The organism is Pseudomonas sp. S8, assembly GCF_050473925.1.
Taxonomy (GTDB): Bacteria; Pseudomonadota; Gammaproteobacteria; order Pseudomonadales; family Pseudomonadaceae; genus Aquipseudomonas; species Aquipseudomonas parakoreensis.
Window position 1 is genome coordinate 123,093 of record NZ_JBFDVZ010000016.1, and the last position, 13,875, is coordinate 136,967.

The 13,875-nt window shown below is 61.6% G+C and carries 14 protein-coding genes; 6 read left to right on the top strand and 8 right to left on the bottom strand.

Going from position 1 to position 13,875, the window contains the following annotated elements:
- The first annotated feature begins 220 nt into the window (after window positions 1–220).
- On the top strand, window positions 221–1,033 hold the full coding sequence (locus tag AB1J88_RS01780) for an alpha/beta fold hydrolase (RefSeq protein WP_430290045.1): 813 nt from the start codon (window positions 221–223) through the stop codon (window positions 1,031–1,033).
- Window positions 1,034–1,116: 83 nt separating this feature from the next.
- Here the strand turns inward: AB1J88_RS01780 and dsbG are convergent, their stop codons facing one another.
- The 4 genes from dsbG to AB1J88_RS01800 all read right to left on the bottom strand — a co-directional run bounded on the left by dsbG (window position 1,117) and on the right by AB1J88_RS01800 (window position 5,274).
- Complete coding sequence (gene dsbG / locus AB1J88_RS01785; protein ID WP_041069700.1) at window positions 1,117–1,887, bottom strand: thiol:disulfide interchange protein DsbG; 771 nt, start codon at window positions 1,885–1,887, stop codon at window positions 1,117–1,119.
- Complete coding sequence (locus AB1J88_RS01790) at window positions 1,863–2,732, bottom strand: TlpA disulfide reductase family protein (protein WP_095668688.1); 870 nt, start codon at window positions 2,730–2,732, stop codon at window positions 1,863–1,865. Before AB1J88_RS01790 ends, dsbG begins: the two co-directional genes overlap by 25 nt.
- Window positions 2,733–4,466 carry a protein-disulfide reductase DsbD gene (gene dsbD, locus AB1J88_RS01795; RefSeq protein WP_262948423.1) on the bottom strand — a complete coding sequence of 578 codons (1,734 nt, stop codon included), beginning with the start codon at window positions 4,464–4,466 and terminating at the stop codon, window positions 2,733–2,735.
- Window positions 4,467–4,590: 124 nt separating this feature from the next.
- Window positions 4,591–5,274: a hypothetical protein gene (locus AB1J88_RS01800; RefSeq protein WP_222018784.1), complete on the bottom strand. Its 684-nt coding sequence runs from the start codon at window positions 5,272–5,274 to the stop codon at window positions 4,591–4,593.
- 296 nt (window positions 5,275–5,570) lie between these two features.
- Between AB1J88_RS01800 and AB1J88_RS01805 the strand changes: the two genes are divergently transcribed.
- From AB1J88_RS01805 to AB1J88_RS01825, 5 genes are all read left to right on the top strand, one after another.
- A complete protein-coding gene (locus tag AB1J88_RS01805; protein ID WP_007969056.1) occupies window positions 5,571–6,251 on the top strand; it encodes a response regulator in 681 nt (226 codons plus the stop codon).
- Window positions 6,251–7,573: an ATP-binding protein gene (locus tag AB1J88_RS01810; protein ID WP_108183372.1), complete on the top strand. Its 1,323-nt coding sequence runs from the start codon at window positions 6,251–6,253 to the stop codon at window positions 7,571–7,573. Before AB1J88_RS01805 ends, AB1J88_RS01810 begins: the two co-directional genes overlap by 1 nt.
- Window positions 7,574–7,777: 204 nt before the next feature.
- On the top strand, window positions 7,778–8,263 hold the full coding sequence (locus AB1J88_RS01815; protein WP_430290046.1) for a GNAT family N-acetyltransferase: 486 nt from the start codon (window positions 7,778–7,780) through the stop codon (window positions 8,261–8,263).
- A gap of 143 nt (window positions 8,264–8,406) precedes the next feature.
- Window positions 8,407–9,819 carry an aspartate aminotransferase family protein gene (locus AB1J88_RS01820; protein WP_041069719.1) on the top strand — a complete coding sequence of 471 codons (1,413 nt, stop codon included), beginning with the start codon at window positions 8,407–8,409 and terminating at the stop codon, window positions 9,817–9,819.
- A gap of 82 nt (window positions 9,820–9,901) precedes the next feature.
- Entirely contained in the window at window positions 9,902–10,126 is a 225-nt protein-coding gene (locus tag AB1J88_RS01825; RefSeq protein WP_047295362.1) for an MbtH family protein, read from the top strand.
- A 144-nt stretch (window positions 10,127–10,270) separates the two neighbouring features.
- Here the strand turns inward: AB1J88_RS01825 and AB1J88_RS01830 are convergent, their stop codons facing one another.
- From AB1J88_RS01830 to AB1J88_RS01845, 4 genes are read right to left on the bottom strand one after another with little or no spacing between them, the layout of a single operon-like run.
- Window positions 10,271–11,185: a metal ABC transporter substrate-binding protein gene (locus AB1J88_RS01830; RefSeq protein ID WP_430290047.1), complete on the bottom strand. Its 915-nt coding sequence runs from the start codon at window positions 11,183–11,185 to the stop codon at window positions 10,271–10,273.
- Entirely contained in the window at window positions 11,186–12,085 is a 900-nt protein-coding gene (locus AB1J88_RS01835; protein WP_003226663.1) for a metal ABC transporter permease, read from the bottom strand.
- Complete coding sequence (locus AB1J88_RS01840; RefSeq protein WP_430290048.1) at window positions 12,085–12,930, bottom strand: metal ABC transporter ATP-binding protein; 846 nt, start codon at window positions 12,928–12,930, stop codon at window positions 12,085–12,087. The genes AB1J88_RS01835 and AB1J88_RS01840 overlap by 1 nt, the downstream gene beginning before the upstream one ends.
- Window positions 12,927–13,856: a metal ABC transporter substrate-binding protein gene (locus AB1J88_RS01845; protein ID WP_430290049.1), complete on the bottom strand. Its 930-nt coding sequence runs from the start codon at window positions 13,854–13,856 to the stop codon at window positions 12,927–12,929. Before AB1J88_RS01845 ends, AB1J88_RS01840 begins: the two co-directional genes overlap by 4 nt.
- Window positions 13,857–13,875 lie beyond the last annotated feature (19 nt).

Here is a 13,875-nt window from a genome sequence, read left to right on the forward strand (position 1 = left end):
GCCTGTTCCGGCCCCATCGCTGGCAAGCCAGCTCCCACACGTTTCATGGTGAGCACATAATTTGTGTACACACTCGATCACTGTGGGAGCTGGCTTGCCAGCGATGGCGTCAGTGCATTCAACACCGATAAACCGGCATATTCACGTACATATCCAGGGTTGACGATCAACAACCGGCAGCTCAGTCTGCCGGTTCTCTTTTTCATCGCGGGGGTGGTCGATGCCTTTCTTCACGGTTGACGGACAAGCGCTGCACTACATTGATAAAGGCACCGGCCCGGCCGTGTTGCTGGCGGGCAGTTATCTGTGGGACACGGCCATGTGGGCGCCGCAGATCGCTGCACTGTCACCGCACTACCGGGTGATTGCGCTGGATTTGTGGGGCCATGGTGAGTCCGGGCGTTTACCTTCAGGCACCACCTCGCTGGATGACATCGCGCGGCAGGTCGAGGCCTTGCTCGATCACCTGCAGATCGAACGGGTCACGCTGGCGGGGCTGTCGGTCGGCGGCATGTGGGGCGTGCGTCTGGCGTTGTCGGCACCGCAGCGGATCAACGGTCTGGTGCTACTCGACACCTACGTCGGCGTCGAGCCTGAGCCAACCCGTCAGTACTATTTCTCGCTGTTCAAGCAGATCGAGGAAAGCGGCGAGATTGCGCCTCAGTTGCTCGACATCGTGGTACCGATCTTCTTCCGCCCGGGCATCGATCCGCAGTCGCCGCTGTATCAGGACTTCCGCGCCAAACTCGCGGCGTACACCGCGGATCGCCTGCGCGAAAGCATCGTGCCCATGGGGCGTATCACCTTCAGTCGGGATGATCTGTTGCCGCGTCTGGGCGAATTGAATGCCGCAACCACGCTGGTGCTGTGCGGCGATCAAGACAAACCGCGACCGCTGTCCGAAGCACAGGAAATGGCTGAATTGATCGGCTGCCCGTGGGTGCTGGTGCCGGAAGCGGGGCATATCTCCAGTCTGGAGAATCCGCAGTTTGTTACTGAGGTGTTGTTCGCCTTCCTGGCTGAGCGACATTGAAAAAGATCGCAGCCTGCGGCAGCTCCTACAGAAAACGCGTTCCCCTGTAGGAGCTGCCGCAGGCTGCGATCTCTTGATCTGGCTTATTTCGGCCCGAGAATTTTCGCCAGTTTCTCCGGTGAAGGCGCGCCTTGCTGCTGTTGCAGCTCACCCTTGTCATCCATATAGAAAATCGCCGGCGTCGCCTGGAGTTCCAGGTCTTCCATCAACTGCATGTTGGCGGCCAGTTTGGTCTGCACCGCTTTTGGAATGTCTTTCAAGGGCTTGAGGGTGCTGGCCTTGCCGGCCTTTTCGTGGTCTTCCAGGGCTTTGGCCGGATCTTTCGCGGCCAGCAGGGCGGCGGATTTGGCCGGGCTGTCTTCGCGGATGATCCCGACCATGATGTGCCGCAGTTGCACCTTGCCGGCCTTGACCCATGGCCGCGCCTGTTCCCAGAACATGTTGCAGTACGGGCAGTTCGGATCGCTGAACAGGTACACGGTACGTGGCGCATCCTTGTTGCCGTCCTGAATCCAGTTGCTGGCTTCGAACTTGCCCCAGATTTCCTTGGCCATCGGCGCGTAGACCAGTTTTTGCAGCGGTTCGCTGCTCAAGTCCTTGCCGTCGGCGTCGTACAGATTGCCGAGCAACACATGCTGGCCGTCCGGCGTCAGGTACAGCGCCATGCCACGGTTCTGGTACTGCGCCGCATAGCCGCGCAAGCCGTCCGGGGCGTCGAACTGGCCGACGATTTTTGCGCCCTTGGCTTCGATCTGCTTGATCGCGGCGGGCAATTCTTCGGCAGCCTGCACCGACGGCAGGTGCAGCAGGGCAGTGCCCAGGGTCAGCGTCAGCAGGTGGCGGAGGCGGGGCATGGCAGTTTCCTTGCAGAGGTGGCCGGTGCGGCGGTTGGATTCGGGGTGTCGAAATTTTCCAGGGCGCGGGCCAGGCTGGCGTTCGACAGTTCGCCCAGATGGCTGCTCAGCAAGCGGCCGTCAGGGCTATAGAACAGCGTAGTTGGCAGTGCCATGGAACCCACGGCCTGGCCGAGTCGGCCACTGCGGTCGAACAGCACGTTGTTCAGGCTCAGGCCTTGGGTTTCCAGGAAGGTGGCAACGCTTTGCATGCTTTCGGCCTGATTGACGAACAGAAAAGTCAGGTCCGGGCGTTGTTGTTGCGCATTTTCCAGCACCGGCATCTCGCGCCGGCACGGCGGGCACCAGGTTGCCCACAGGTTGATCACCAACGGGCCGCCCTGATAGTCGCTGAGCTGGATGGTCTCCCCGGCGGCGTTGCGCAGGGTGATGTCCGGCAGGCGCGTGCCTTGTTCGTAGATATTCAGTGACAGGGTCGCCAACAGCCAGAACACTACGCCACTGGCCACGCCAAAACCCAGTGGCCGACGCAGCCCCGGGCGACGCCAGCCGCGATAGAGAGCGGCGAGCAGCAGCACGATCACCCCCGGCCAGGCGAGGAAACCACCGTCGCGCAGGTCGATGATCTGCCACGGATCGTTGCGATAGTGGCCCCAGTACAGGGCCACAAATGCCACGCGCGCCGCGAGCATGCCCAGCAGGAACAGGCTGAACAGCGCCGACTCGGGGTTATCGCCACCACGCTTGGCCACCCGCCAGCCGACAAAGGTCGCCAGCGCCAAGGCACTGATCAGCAACAGGTGGTTGAGCGCGATGGCAAAGGTGCCGAGGGTAAACGTCAGCATTTAATTGGCGTCTCGGGTGGTGGTCCAGCGTTGCAGGAACGTCTCGGCATCGACTTCGCCGGTAATGCGCTGGCTGCGCCGCTCTTCGCCGTCGGTGCCGATCCAGACAAAACTCGGTGGCCCCGGGACTTTGTAGCGGCCGAGCAGCTCGCGGCTGGCGGCATTGTCGGCAGTGACGTCGAGGCGCAGCAGGCGCACATCGCTCAGCGCCTGCATGACCTTGTCCTTGCCGAACACCTGTTTCTCCATGACCTTGCACGACACGCACCAGTCGGCGTAGTAATCGAGCAGCACCCACTGGCCCTGAGCCTTGGCGCTATCCAGTTCGCGCTGCAGGGCTGCCGGATCCTTGATCGTGGTGAACGCGTCATGCCCGCTCGGCGTGGTGCTGGCGACCCGACCGGCGCTGTACACCTGCAACGGTTGATACGGGTCGTCGCTGCCACCGGCAGCGCCGATCAGCAACAGGCTGCCCCACAGACCGAGCAGCAACGAACTGGCGCCGAACACTTGGGCGACGCGGCCGAAGCCTTCCGATTGCTTCCAGGCGCAGAACGCCGCGATCAGCAGCAGCGCGCCGCACAGTCCCAGCCACAGCGACGAGTCCAGCACCGGGCGCAACATCAGCAGCGCGGTCGCGAGGAACAGGAAACCGAAGATGCCTTTGAGCAGGTTCATCCATGCCCCGGGTTTGGGCAGGAAGCGGTTGCCGACGGTCACTAACAGCAACAGCGGCACACCGATGCCGATGCCCAGCGCGAACAGGATCAAGCCACCGTGCAGCGCATTACCGCTCTGCGCGATGTACAGCAAGGCGCCGGCCAGCGGTGCGGTCATGCACGGGCCGACCAGCAGACCGGACAACGCGCCGAGCACTCCGGCGCCGATCAGGCTGCCGCCGTTACGGCTGCGCGAAGCGTGTTCGAGGCGATCACGCAAGGCCACCGGCAATTGCAATTCGAAGAAGCCGAACATCGGCAGCGCCAACACCACGAAAATCGTCGCAAAGGCACCCAGCAGCCACGGATTTTGCAGCCACGCCTGCAGGTTGGCGCCGAGCAACGAGGCGATCACACCCATCGCGGCATACACCAGCGCCATGCAGATCACATAGCTGCTGGCCAGGGCGAAACCACGACGCGGGGTGGCGCCGCTGCCGACAATCATGCCCGCCAGAATCGGCAGCATCGGCAATGAACACGGGGTAAACGCCAGCAGCAGGCCGAGGCCGAAGAACACCAGCAGGCTCCAGCCCAGCGCCCGTTGTTGCAGGCTGCTGGCCAAGGCTTGATCCGGCGCTTCAGCACTGGCCGTTGGTGTTGCTTTGCCGCCCAGGTCAATGACCCGGGTCTGCGGCGGATAACACAGGCCGGCATCGGCGCAGCCCTGATAGCTGACCTTGATCTGGCCGCTGGCCGAGGCCGGGACTTTCACCTCCAGCCCTTGGCGATACACCGGTTGTTCACCGAAGAATTCGTCACTGTGCGACTCGCCCTCGGGCAACGTCGGCTGCTGCTCTGCCGACAAACCGTCGAATTTCAGGCGTTTCTGGTACAGGTAATAGCCGTCGGTGATCTGCCAGAACAGTTGGGTTTCCCCGGATTCCAGGCGTTCGGAGGTCAGCACGAAGGCTTTGTCGACCGGCAGAAATTCCGGTTTGGTCTCGAATGGATTGTTCCCGGCCTGGGCCAGGCTGGAGATCAGCAGTGCAAACAAAAGAAAAAAATGACGCATGGAGGAGCCTTGTCCCTGTGCAAGTCTGGTGCACAGTGGCGGGTGGCGATTAACCGATGATTAACCGCCCCGCACGATGTCGGATGGGCGACCCGACGCCGATTCACTGGTGCCTGCGAGTGGCTCAGTCCTTCAGCAGTCCCGGCCAGGTTGAGTCGGAGATTGTATACGGGCCAAATACTTTTTTCGCGTTCTGTTCATAACGCAGGTAGCGGTTGTCGTTCAGGAAAACATAAAAGTAAGTGTCGAAGGTCGGGTAGTCATTGGTGACGGCTGTCATCATTTGGCTTTTATATTCTTCCAGCGATGCCCAGGGCGAACCTTTTAGAGGTAGTAGTTCCAGGGTCTTTGAGTATATTTCGTAGATCAGATAGTTTCCGTCATTTAACAAGAACCAGTAACTCTCTCTTTGTGCAGTGCTTTCAGCCCACATGACGCCAACGATTTTGTCGTAGTAAGGCAATATTTTTTCCCACTTTGATTTTGCGATGGGGGTTTTCGAGAGTGCCTTGTCGGATTGTTGGCTGAACTCACAAACGGAGGGTGTTGTTCCTTCGTCGTAGAACAGCCAGAGCGTGTCGACGCCACCGTTCCAGTGGGTGGTCGTTGTGGTAAAGCCAAAGCGCAAGTCTGCAGCGGTCTTGTCGAAGCCTTCCCATTTGCCATCCACCGGCTTGGGGAAGCCGGAAAGTACTTTGTTATCCTCGAAGTCGAAACGGGAATAACTGTTTTTCTCCGGGAAGAAGAAATAAATGCGGTCGGGGCCGGTGCGCCAGTCAACGGCTACGAAGTTTTTTGTAATGCTCATTCATGTTTCCTTTAATAGGTTGATTTATGTTTTTAAAGTTTTGATTAGTTGTATGTAACTTGCGAAAGCGAGATTAGTTTTTAGTTGTGGGTTTGTATAGTTTGAAGGTGTTTGATTTCATGTCGGCTAGTTTGTTTTTGTGTTGGTTGAGCCATGTTCTTGCGCAAGTTGTCTGTTGGCAGTTTTGAGTCCGGACCCGGCGAACAAACGAGTCGCTGCCGTGTTGGTTGTCGCCCTGCCATAATTGCGGCTTAATCCTGTTCTGTTCGACTTGCCTTTTATTTCAGGGAACCACCATGCACGTACTGGTTTGCGAAGACGATGAGTTGATCGCCAGTGGCATCGTCGCCGGCCTGACAGCCCAAGGCTTGACGGTCGAGCACGTCAATACCGCCTCGAAAGCACGGGCGATGCTCAAGGTCGCCGAATTCGACGTGATGGTGCTCGATCTTGGCCTGCCCGACGAAGATGGCCTCAAGTTGCTGCAACAACTGCGTCAACAGGGCCTGGAAATTCCGGTGCTGATCCTGACTGCGCGCGATTCGGTGACCGACCGGGTCGACGGCCTGCAAGCCGGGGCTGACGATTACCTGCTCAAACCCTTCGATCTGCGTGAATTGTTCGCGCGCCTGCAAACCCTGCTGCGCCGGGTCGCCGGGCGTAGCGTCAACCTGATTGAGCACGGTGCGCTGACCTACGATCCAAGCAGCCGCGAAACCACTCTGGCCGGGCAACCGGTGGATTTGTCGCGCCGCGAGCAATCGCTGTTGCAGGCGCTGTTGCACAACCGTGGCCGGGTGTTGTCCACCGAGCAGTTGAAGGACAGCGTCTACGGCTTCAATGATGAACTGGAGAGCAACGCCCTCAACGTGCATATCCACCACCTGCGCAGCAAACTCGGCAAGGGCATCGTCGAAACCGTGCGCGGTCTGGGTTATCGCCTTGGGCCGGCCGATGGTGGAGAACAACAGAAGTGATGAGCCTGCGTCTGCGCCTGAGTCTGACCCTCGGCGCCGCGTTTGCCCTGATCTGGGCCCTGGCCGCTGCCTGGATGCTCAGCGACTTGCGCAATCAAATGATGTTTTCCCTCGATCAGCGGCTGGTGGCTTCGGCGCGCATGGTCGCCGGGCTGCTGGAGCAACTGCCGGCGCTGCCGAGCAAGGGCGAGGGCACCCATTTCAGCGCCGAACAATTGAACATTCCCGGCGGCATGGCGTGTCAGGTCAGTTCGTTGCGCGGGGAGATTCTCGCGCGTAGTCACAGCAGTCCCGAGCAAACCCTGGAAGCAGAAAAAATGGGCTTCCATGACCAGATGATCGATGGCGCGCCGTGGCGCAGTTTTACCCTCGCGCGAGGCGACGTGCGGATCACCACGGCTGATCGGCAGATTGAACGCGAAGCGCTGAACATGTCGATCCTGCTGGCGGCCTCGGTGCCGGTCGGCGTGGCGTTGCTCGGTTGTCTGTGCCTGTTGTGGCTGGGCATCGGCCAGGGCCTGGCGCCGCTCAATCGGCTGCGCGAAGCACTGATGCGACGTAATGCCGACTCGCTTGAGCCGCTGCAATTGCAATCGTTTCCCAGCGAACTGAAACCGTTGCTCGATACGCAGAACCAGCTGTTCCAGCGCATCGGCAAGACCATCGAGCGTGAACGCCGCCTGACCGGTGACGCCGCGCATGAACTGCGCAGCCCGCTGACCGCGATCAAGACCCACCTGCAAGTGGCGCGCATGACCGAAGGCAGTGCCCGCGATCAGTCGCTGGCGCGGGCCGAGGAGGGCGCCGACCGCATGCACCGCACGCTGGAGCAACTGCTGTTGCTGGCGCGGGTCGAGGGCAGTCTGTCGTTCGATGATGGCGTGCAGTGCAGCGCCGAGCAGGTGGCGAAACTGGCGATGCAGGATGCAGCGGGCGGTGAGCGTCAGCGCATCAAACTGCACTTGCCCAAGCAGCTCTCCAGTGCGCCGGTGCAAATGCCGGCGGTGCTGTCGATTGCCGCGTTGCGCAATCTGCTCGACAACGCCCTGCGCCATACCCCGGCGGATGCTGAGGTCGAGCTGAGTCTGGAAACGGTCGGCCAACGCGCCCGTTTTGTGGTGCGCGACCACGGCCCGGGGATTGCGGCGCAAGATCTGCAGCACCTGACCCAACGCTTCTGGCGCAACGGCCAGAGCACCGGCTGCGGCCTCGGCCTGGCCATCGTCCAGGCTATCGTCCAGCGCTGCGCCTGCACCCTGCATTTCGACAGCCGCGCGGATGGGCTGCGCGTTGAGCTGACCATGCCGCTACAGTCCCTCTGAAAACACTTCCCCCCTGTAGGAGCTGCCGCAGGCTGCGATCTTTTGATCTTGAAAAAATCAAAATCAAAAGATCGCAGCCTGCGGCAGCTCCTACAGGGGATTTGTGTTGGTCTACATCAAATGTAACTTCTCTCCATTAGTGATTCACAGCTCTCGACGCTAAGGTCGGGGCTGCTCTGACTCAATGGATTGAGGGAACGCGCCATGCAAGCACCGATCTGCATTCGTCCAGCGAAACCTGCCGACGCCGGTCTCATCAGTCGCATCATCGAGCGTTCGATTCGCGTCGGTTGTGCGCTGGAACACCGCAACGACCCGCAGCAGGTCAACCGCTGGATTGACCGGCAATCCGCCGACATCATCAGTGCGCGCCTTGCCGACTCGCATTGCTACCTGAACGTCGCCCTGCTACAGGACAAACCGGTGGGGGTCGGCATGGCCACAGCCAGCGGTGACATCGGCTTTTGCCATGTGCAGCCGGAATGGTTTCGCCGTGGCGCAGGACGTGCGCTGATGAGCGACCTGGAAGGCTGGCTGCGGATTCGTGGTGTGCCGCAGGCGTGCATCGCCAGCACCCGCAGTGGCGCAGCTTTTTATCGACATTTGGGCTATTGCGATTTGGCGCCACCCGCCAGCGATCAGGGCTTGCACCGCGTGACGCTGTACAAGCCGTTGGCATTGCCTGGCTGACAACTTGATCAAGGGTCTAAATCCTCGCCCCGCTTAAGCGTTTCCAGAACAGGAAAACCTGCATGTGCGCCCCGCGACCGGAACGCGCACCTGTGCGGTGTGCTGTTTTGGTCACTATCCATAGCGTATTGAGGGGTCGAGAGATGTCAGTCGCCACCAGCCTTATCGAAGAGTCGTCGGGGCGGATCACCGCCGCGCCGGCCGAAACCCTGTACCAGTTCAACGAATCGCCACTGTTGGCCCGGCAGAGCCAGCAGGAATCCAATGCCCGCAGCTACCCGCGACGCATTCCGCTGGCCCTCAAACGCGCCAAGGGCCTGTACGTCGAGGATGTCGAAGGCCGTACGTTCATTGACTGCCTGGCCGGTGCCGGCACGCTGGCCTTGGGGCACAACCACCCGGTGGTGATCGAGGCGATCCAGCAAGTGCTCGCCGATGAGCTGCCGCTGCACACCCTCGACCTGACCACGCCAGTGAAGGATCAATTCGTCCAGGACCTGTTCGGCCTGCTGCCGCCGGCACTCGCGGCCGAGGCGAAAATCCAGTTCTGCGGGCCGACCGGCACCGATGCGGTGGAAGCCGCGCTGAAACTGGTACGCACCGCCACCGGGCGCAGCACGGTGCTGTCGTTCTCCGGCGGTTATCACGGCATGAGCCAGGGCGCCTTGAGCCTGATGGGCAGCCTGGGGCCGAAAAAACCGCTGGGCGCCTTGCTCAGCAACGGTGTGCAATTCATGCCGTTTCCGTACGACTACCGTTGCCCGTTCGGTCTCGGCGGCGCAGCCGGGATCAAAGCCAACCTGAGTTATCTGGAAAACCTGCTCAACGATCCTGAAGCCGGCGTGCAGTTGCCAGCAGCGGTGATTGTCGAGGCGGTGCAGGGCGAAGGCGGGGTGATTCCGGCTGATGTCGAGTGGCTGCGCGGTTTGCGCCGGATAACCGAGAAGGCTGGCGTGGCGCTGATCGTCGATGAGATCCAGAGCGGTTTCGCCCGTACCGGCAAAATGTTTGCCTTCGAACACGCCGGTATCGTCCCCGACGTAGTGGTGTTGTCCAAAGCCATCGGCGGCAGCCTGCCATTGGCGGTGGTGGTCTATCGCGACTGGCTCGACACCTGGCAGCCGGGTGCCCACGCTGGCACGTTCCGTGGCAATCAGATGGCGATGGCCGCCGGTTCCGCGGTAATGCGTTATCTGCTTGAGCACAAGGTCTGCGAACACGCCGCCGCCATGGGCGAGCGCCTGGGCGAACACCTGCGCATCCTGCAACGCGACTTTCCGCAACTGGGCGACATTCGTGGTCGTGGCTTGATGCTCGGCGTCGAGCTGGTTGACCCGAACGGCGCGCCGGATGCTCTCGGTCACCCTCCCGCGTTCGCGCGTCTGGCACCGCTGGTGCAGCGTGAATGCCTCAAGCGTGGGCTGATTCTCGAGCTGGGCGGCCGGCATGGCGCGGTGGTGCGCTTCCTGCCGCCGCTGGTGATCACCGCCGCCGAAATCGACCGCGTCGCCGAGATCTTTGGCCGGGCCTTGGCCGCTGCCACTGGCGCTGAGTAAATTTTTCGCAGCGCCGAACGTTCATTCTACATAACCGGCTGCACTCGGCTGCAGCCCACCCTCACAACGATGGAGAACCAGCATGACGTCAGTATTCGACCGCGAGGACATCCTCTTTCAGGTCGTGGTCAACCACGAAGAGCAATACTCGATCTGGCCGGATTACAAAGCCGTGCCGCAAGGCTGGCGCACCGTGGGCAAGAGCGGCCTGAAGAAGGAATGCCTGGCCTACATCGAAGAGGTCTGGACCGACATGCGTCCGTTGAGCCTGCGCCAGAAGATGGAAGGGCAGACGGCTGCTCAGTAATCTGACAGGCAAAAACAAACCCGCTGGACTGGTGACAGTCAGCGGGTTTTTTCATGGCTTTCAAAAGATCGCAGCCTGCGGCAGCCCCCTACAGTGTGTAAGTATCCCCATGTAGGAGCTGCCGAAGGCTGCGATCTTTTGATCTTAGGCCGAAGGCCCGCCGCTCAACCCCTTGAGCAACAAATCCACATTCCCCTCCAGCTCCGCCACCGGGTCTTCGGCATCGGTACTCAACACCAGCAAACGACTGCCCGACTCGGCAATCGCCGCCTTCACCGCCTCCGACGGCTGACGATGATGCAGCACCAGCGCCACATCGTTGTCCTTCAGCGTCGCCGTGAGCTTCATCAGATCTTCGGCTGTCCACTCGGCATCTGCTCGCGCGTCCTGGCCAATCAGCTCCAGATTCAGGCTGCCGATCAGGTAACCGAAGTGATCGCTGAGGCTCATCACACTCAAGTTGTCGACCTCGGCCAGGCGCGCTTCGCTGTCGGCGCTGAGCTTGAGCAGGCGCTGTTTCAGCGCCGCCAGATTGGCCTCGATCTTCGGTTTGGCCGACGGCGCCAGGCGCACCAGATCCGCCGCGATCACGTCGGCCATGCGCCCCATGTTGTTGCTCGCCAGCCATGGCTGACTGTTCAAGCCATCGACCTTCAGCCCCGGCTGCACAGCGATCCCCGGCAGGGCGCCGTCCACCGGACGTGCTGCGTCGACCTCGACAATGCGAATGTTGCTGCGCCGTGCGATCGGGTACAGCGGATCATCCGCCCACAGCGAGCGCACGCCGATCACCGCATCGGCATCGCTTGCCAGTTTGCCCAGCGCCGGTGCGCCGCGACCGGTGAAGTACGCAGTCTGACGGCTGCCCGGCAGATTGGCCGGGGCCGCGCGTTCCAGGCTGACGTCGGTGCCTTTGAGCAGCACTTCGCCGAGGCCGTAGGTGATGGGCAGCGAGGCCAGTACGCGCAGCGGTTGAGGGTTTTCAGCCGCCAGCAACGGGCTGCCGACCACGCCGCACAGGGCCATGGCCAGGGTCAGTTTGCGCAGTGAGAAAGTCATTTATCCAAGGTTCCCTTTCAGACTCGGAACAACCCCGCGCGCAATGGCGGCGAGGGCAAAGGCGATGCCGGCGACCAGAATGATCGCGGCGCCGGACGGGATCGGCAGATCGAAGACGATCGGCGCGAGAATCCCGCACAGGGTGCTGACGGTGGCAATCAGCACCGAGCACCAGAAGAAGCCCTTGAGCGACTGGCTGAGCAAGCGTGCTGCCGCCGCCGGAATGACCAGCAATGCGCCGACCAGAATCGCGCCGATGACCTTCACCGCCGCGACGGTGATCAGCGTCACCAGAATCACGAACAGGTAATCCAGAGTCTTCACCGCGACGCCGCGCACCGCCGCCAGTTGCGGGTTGAAACTGGCCAGCATGATCCGGTTGTACAAAGGCAGTGCCAAAGCCATGACCAGCGAGCCGACGATGGCCAGCACCAGCAGGTCATTGCCATTGACGGTGAGTACCGAACCGAACAGCACGTTCTCCAGAATGTGCACGTTGATCTTGCCGGCCAGAATCAACAGCAGGCTCGCGCCGAGGGCCAGCGACACCGAGAGAAACACGCCGATCAGGGTATCCGGCGCCAGGCCGGTGCGGTTGCGCAGGTAATTGAGCAGGATGCCGAACAGCAGGCAGTAACCGAACAGGCTGCCGTACGGCCCGGTGTAGGGTTCGCCGAGCAGAATGCCGATGGCCACGCCGGTCAGTGCTGCGTGGCCGACCGCTTCGGAGAAAAACGCAAAGCGCTTGACCACCACCAGCGTGCCGAGGCCACCGAGCACCGGGCCGATCAACAGGCCGGCGAGCAATGCGTTGACCACAAAGCCGTAGGCCAGCGCTTCCGGCAGGTAACCGGACGACGCCCAGCCCTGAACCATCAAACGAAAGGCTTCGTAACTCATCAGACCGCGCTCCGTGGATGGGTGGAAAACAGACTGAGCAGCCGTTCCGGGGTCAGCGCCTGTTGCGGCGTGGCGTCGAACAGCAGGCGGCGGTTGAGACCGGTGACTCGGTCGGCCAGACGCTTGACCGCTTCCAGATCGTGCTCGATCCACAGCACGGTGATGCCGGTCGCGCGCCAGTCGCCGAGCAGGCGTTCGAAGACCTGAATTCCGGCTTCGTCGAGCGCCGACATTGGCTCATCCAGCACCAGCAATTGCGGGGCCGGGATCAAGCCTTGGGCGAGCAACACGCGCTGCCGTTCGCCACCGGACAGCGCGCCCATGCGCCGCTTGCGTTTGTCCTGCATGCCGACCCGTTCCAGCGCCTCGCCGATGGAGCTGGCGTAGTGCTTGCTCAAACCGAGAAACGCCGGCCGGCGCTGACACATGGCGGCCATGAAGTCGTCGACGGTCATCGGCAGGCCACGATCGAACTCCAGCGCCTGCGGCACGTAACCGATGGTCCCGGGTTGACCGGGCCAGTGCAGGCTCAGTTGACCCTGATGCGGCATTTGCCCGAGCAAGGTCTTGATCAGCGAACTCTTGCCACCGCCGTTGGGGCCGACCAGGGCGTGAACGTGGCCGGGTTGGACCTGGAAGCTGACGTTGTCGAGGATCATCGTGCGCCCGAGCGTCAGAGAGACTTGCGCAAAATCCAGAGTCGGCCCCCATCCTTGTGGGAGCGAGCTTGCTCGCGAATGCGGTAGTTCATTCAATAATGATGCTGACTGACCGGACGCTTTCGCGAGCAAGCTCGCTCCCACAGGGGATGGCGGGGTGTCAGAGAGGGATTCTTTTGCTGTCATGCCCCGGACTCCTGAATCGCCCGCACCACGGTGTCGAGGTTGCCGGTCATTTCCTTTTCGTACTTGTCGGCGCTGTATTCGCCGTAGGAAATGTGCGACAGCGGGTACAGCTTCACCCCGGACTCACGCTGGATGGTTTCGACGTAGGTCGAAGGGAAATCCATCTCGGAGAAGATCACCTTCACATCGAGCTCGCGCAGTTGGTCGATGGTCTTTTTCAACTGGCTCGGGCTCGGTTCGATGCCATGGGCCGGTTCGACCACGGCCGTCACTTCCAGACCGAATTCGCGCAGCAGATAGTCATAAGCCGCATGCACTGTGGCCACGCGCAGTTCGGCGTTCGGTGCCTCGGTCAGTTTGGCCAAGGCATCGGCGCGCATCTGCCGCAGGCGTTTGCCGTAGGCGCGGGCGTTCTGGGTATAGGTCTTGGCGTTGTCCGGATCGAGCTTGCCCAGCTCTCGGGCAATATTGTTGACCTGAGCAATCGAGGCGCTGATCGACAGGAAGGTGTGCGGATTGACCACTTTGCCGGCACCGCGCGCCGCGGTACCGGTGGCCGCCAGCAGCGGCACGTTTTCGTTGGCTTCGATGGTCTTGATGTTCGGCGTTTCGCTGGCGGCGATCATGCGGTCGGCGAAGTCGTCATGACCGACCCCGTTGAGCACGATCACGTCCAGCCCGCTGATGCGCTTGATGTCCTCGGCGCGTGGCTCGTAGGCGTGCGGGTTGAAACCGGCGGGAATCAGCGGTACCACCTCGGCCTTGTCGCCGACAATGTTCGCCACATAGCTGTAGTACGGGTGCAGGGTGATGCCGATGCGCAGGCGTTTGCCCGGATCGGCGCTGGCCAGCGGGCTCAGCAGGCACGCGCACAGGCCTAACAGCAGGGTGCGCAGGAGGGGACGGCGAGGCAGGGAAATAAGCATGGGCAAGCGGTCTTCTCTC